We start from the raw sequence: 4,524 nt of genomic DNA on the forward strand, positions 1-4,524 counted from the left end.
CCTTACTGGCTACTGACGACAACTGGGATACTGTCAGTGATATTGATGAGGATTTGTTAACCGCTGTGCTTCAGCATCATGTAAGCAATGGCAATCTTCGCTCTGAGGCTATTACCGATGAATCAACAGTTACTACGCTTGAAGGTGACGACATCACATTTTCATTATCACTCGGTCTAATTACAATTACTGACGGTACCGGCAATTCGGAAATCGTATTAGCGGTAGCCGATATACAAGCCGCGAATGGTGTTATTCATCTTATTACAGAAGTAATGATCCCGGATACAACCAATTAGATTTGTAGACTAACAAAAATTTAAAGCTTCTAACTGCCGTCTTTGCGGCAGTTTTTTTATGCTCCAAAAAGTAGTACAGTACAAAATGTTTAATATTTACTGTTAATTTATTAAGTTATTATATTAAACAAAAGCAACCATTTAGTTACTTCCACATCCTTAATTTGATTTTATCAAATTATCGTTTTAAAATCCTATTTAACTTCTATCAAGCTTTTAATATTCGAATGTTAAACATTTTATAAATATATTTTTTTGTTTAACTTTTATTCTAATTTTGCTGAACATTAATAAATAATTATAACTTTAAATTTAAAAAATGAAATCAAGTCCAAATTTTTTCAAAGCGATGCTAGCGACTCTTGTACTAGCTATAACGTTTTCATGTTCCGATGATGACAATGGTGGTCAACCTCCAATTGAGCAAGAGCAAAATATCGTTGAAATCGCCTTAGGTACTCCCGAACTTAGTATACTAGTATCAGCACTTTCGGCTGCAGACGGGAATTTAGTTGATTTGCTTGGTACAGACGGGCCATTTACTGTTTTAGCCCCTACGAATGCAGCTTTTACAGCTTTCCTAGCTTCTAATGGTTTTGGTTCCCTGGATGACGTCCCAACAGATGTCTTGGCGGAAATTTTATTAAACCATGTCATATCAGCTGATATTACTTCAGGTGATTTAGCTGCAGCAGGAGCTGGATATGCCAGCACTAACGCTTCTGGAGCAGGTGGAAATAATATTAGCATCTATTTTAATACTTCTAATGGCGTACGTTTTAATAATGTTGCAGCCGTTACGGATGGTGGCGCCGATATTGACGCCTCTAATGGAACAATACATATTGTTGATGCAGTGATTCCTATCCCTTCAATCCTCGCTCATGCAGCAGCGAATGCAGATTTCAATAGTTTAGCCGTGGCCTTAGGTGCTGCAGACGGAGATTTGATTGACGTTTTAAGTGGTGATGGTCCCTTTACAGTTCTTGCACCAGACAACGCTGCGTTCAGCACTTTCCTTGATGGTGCAGATTTAGGTGGTGTGAATACAGCAGTACTTTCTCAGATTTTACTTAACCACGTTCTTGATGGGGTGGTTACATCTTCTGACTTAGTCGCTGGCGGTGCCGGTTATACAAATACGAGCGCAACAGGACCAGGAGAAAATGCCCTAAGTCTATATTACAACACTTCTGATGGAGTTGTTTTTAATGGTATCTCTACAGTAACTGCTGCGGACGTAGTGGGGACAAACGGAATTATACATGCAGTTGATACCGTTATTGATATTCCTACGGTAGTAACTTTTGCAGCCGCAGATCCTACTTTCTCTACTTTAGTGGAGGCATTAACCACGCTAACACCGGGAACTGATTTTGTTAGTATTCTATCAAGAACAGAAGGTAGTAATGCCGATGGGATTAATCCTGATTTTACAGTTTTTGCACCTACCAATGATGCTTTTACTGATTTAGGTGACCTTCCGGGAGAAGTTGTTCTAACACAAGTTTTGTTGCACCACGTAGTGGGTGGAGCCAATGTTACTTCAGGTGACTTAACTCCTGATGGAGACACTACCGCCCCTACATTGGAAGGAGACAATATAACTATCACGTTGCCAGGTACAGACCCAAATATAGCCGATGTAACGGACGGTGCAGGTAACACAGGTATAGGCATCATAGCCGTTGATGTTCAGGCAGGAAATGGTGTTATACATGTGTTAGACACAGTACTACTTCCTGATACTACGAACTAATTATAGTATTGGATTTAGTAGACTAATTCAATTATTTGATAGCTGGAACTCCCTTGAACTTCAAGGGAGTTTTTTTATTCTTAGGTTTATAATAATCATTATTTTGTTAATCTTTTATTAATTTATATTAAACAAAAGCAACCATATTAAAGTTGCTTTATCTTTTATTAGAATGTCGATATTATCACTATTTGTTAATTATTATTTGTAATGATCTACAACTGGTATAAGATTCAATATATATTGTGTCAAATTATTTTTGTTTAATATTTAATTATTATTACTTAAACTGATTAATAACTCTACACTATGATGAAAAAAATTACTACACTAAAGCGCATACTAATGTTTGCGATCCTATCACTTATAGTACTCTCTTGTGATAAAAATGACGATGGGATTACTGAAAGAACCACAGCTAAGAATTTAGTCACAACTGCTCAAGAAACGGATGCACTAAGCAGCTTAGTAGCGGCGCTAATAAAAGCTGATGAAAATGAAGGTACCGACCTTGTAACTACCCTAAGTAGTGAGGGTCCTTTTACCGTATTTGCCCCAACCAATGAAGCATTTTCCGAATTACTTGATGGTTTAGAAAACTATGATTCTTTGGAAGATTTCGATTCAGAAGAAGATAAGGAACTTCTTGCAACCATACTTACCTACCATGTATTCGCTGGTGGAGCGGTGCCTTCTTCTGAACTTAGTAATGGTCAGACCATAGCTACTTTGCAGGGAGAGAATCTGGAAGTTAAATTAGAGAATGGCGTTTTTATTAAGGACGCTTCAGGAGCCGATGCCAGGGTCGTAATACCGAATGTTGCGGTTAGCAACGGGATTGTCCACGTAGTGGATAAAGTTTTAATACCACAGACTGTTATTGACGCAATGAATGATGGGGAAGATGATAAAGAAGGTACTTTGGTAGATTTAGTTGTTAAGACAGAGAGTCTTTCCATTTTGGAGGCGGCGGTAATCAAAGCCGAACTTGTTGAAACCTTAAATAGTGCCGGGCCATTTACGGTTTTTGCCCCAAATGATGATGCATTTGTTGCACTATTAGAAATACTTGGTGATGATTACAACGGATTGGATGATTTTGATACTGAAGCAGAATTGATGCTACTAAAAGATATTCTCCTTTACCATGTAATCCCTGCGGAAGTTTTTGCCGCAGATCTTGCTGCCGGTAATGTTCCTACCGCCTTAGCTGAAAATAGCGTGGAAATTATAGCTTTAGATGAGACATTTGTTATCGGGGATGCCTCGGATACAAATGCTAATATCCTTGGTGCTGATTTCACCTCGTCCAATGGTGTGGCCCATATTATAGACAAAGTACTTTTACCTCAGTCTGCAATTGATTTTGTGACTTCCTTAAGCCTTAAATCTATTGTAGAGATAGCTGTAGAAACCGATGATCTAAGTCTGCTGGTAGAAGCCCTTCAACAAGCCAATGCCGGACTTGTAGAGACGCTAAGTTCAGAGGGTCCTTTTACAGTATTTGCCCCTACAAATCAGGCATTCGTAGCTTTATTGGATGCATTAGGTGATGACTATCACAGCCTTGCCGACTTTGATACAGAAGAAGAGAAAGCCCTATTGGTACAAATCCTCACCTATCATGTGGTTTCGGGAACTGCCGCGTTTTCAGGTGATTTATTTGACGGTCAGGAAATACCAACTGTACAAGGTGAAAATGTAGGTATAAACCTAAAGAATGGAACCGTTCATATTCAAGATGCTACAGATAAAAACGCTGTTGTTGTTATTCCAGATGTGGAAGCAAGCAATGGCGTAGTGCATGTCATAGATAAGGTATTGTTACCACAAGTGGCTCTTGATTTTGTTGCTTCGCTAAGTTTGAAAACCATTGTAGAAATAGCAGTTGAAACAGACGATCTAAGCTTGTTGGTGGAGGCCTTGTTGGAAGCAAATGCTGGTCTTGTAGACGTCTTAAACTCTGAAGGTCCATTTACCGTTTTTGCTCCTACAAATGAAGCATTCGTTGCATTGCTGGATGCCTTAGGTGATGATTATCACAGCCTGGCCGACTTTGATACCGAAGAAGAGAAAGCACTATTGGTAAAAGTCCTTACTTATCATGTAGTTTCGGGAACGGCAGCTTTTTCTGGAGATTTATTTGACGGTCAGGAAATACCAACTGTACAAGGTGAAAATGTAGGCATAAACCTAAAGAACGGAACTGTACATATAGAAGATGCAACGGATGTCAATGCAAGCGTTGTTATCCCGGATGTGGAAGCAAGCAATGGAGTAGTACATGTAATAAACAAAGTATTGTTACCTCAGGAAGTCCTGGATATTTTAGCTCCGAAAGTTCCCAATATTGTAGAATTGGCGCAATCGGTTGACGAACTAAGTCTACTTGTAGAAGCTCTAATACAAGCAGATGCAGGATTGGTTGAATTATTGAGCAGTGACGGCCCTTTTACTGTATTTGCG

Annotated in this window: 3 protein-coding genes; all 3 read left to right on the forward strand. The window is 39.0% G+C overall.

Annotated features, from left to right (window positions below):
• Positions 1 to 299 (forward strand): fasciclin domain-containing protein (locus tag WBM60_RS16835; RefSeq protein ID WP_424283370.1); only part of this gene is annotated, 299 nt, incomplete at its 5' end.
• 319 nt (positions 300 to 618) lie between these two features.
• The gene (locus WBM60_RS16840) at positions 619 to 2,058 is read left to right on the forward strand and encodes a fasciclin domain-containing protein (RefSeq protein WP_424283371.1); all 1,440 of its coding nucleotides are present in this window, start codon (positions 619 to 621) and stop codon (positions 2,056 to 2,058) included.
• Positions 2,059 to 2,367: 309 nt separating this feature from the next.
• On the forward strand, positions 2,368 to 4,524 hold a 2,157-nt coding region (locus WBM60_RS16845; protein WP_424283372.1), incomplete at its 3' end, for a fasciclin domain-containing protein.

Origin of the sequence: Eudoraea sp. (genome assembly GCF_049669105.1) — a bacterium.
Lineage (GTDB): Bacteria > Bacteroidota > Bacteroidia > Flavobacteriales > Flavobacteriaceae > Eudoraea.

Bases quoted from the DNA above. Each gene is read 5' to 3' on its own strand.
- WBM60_RS16840 (WP_424283371.1), top strand. From the start codon at position 619: ATGAAATCAAGTCCAAATTTTTTCAAAGCGATGCTAGCGACTCTTGTA.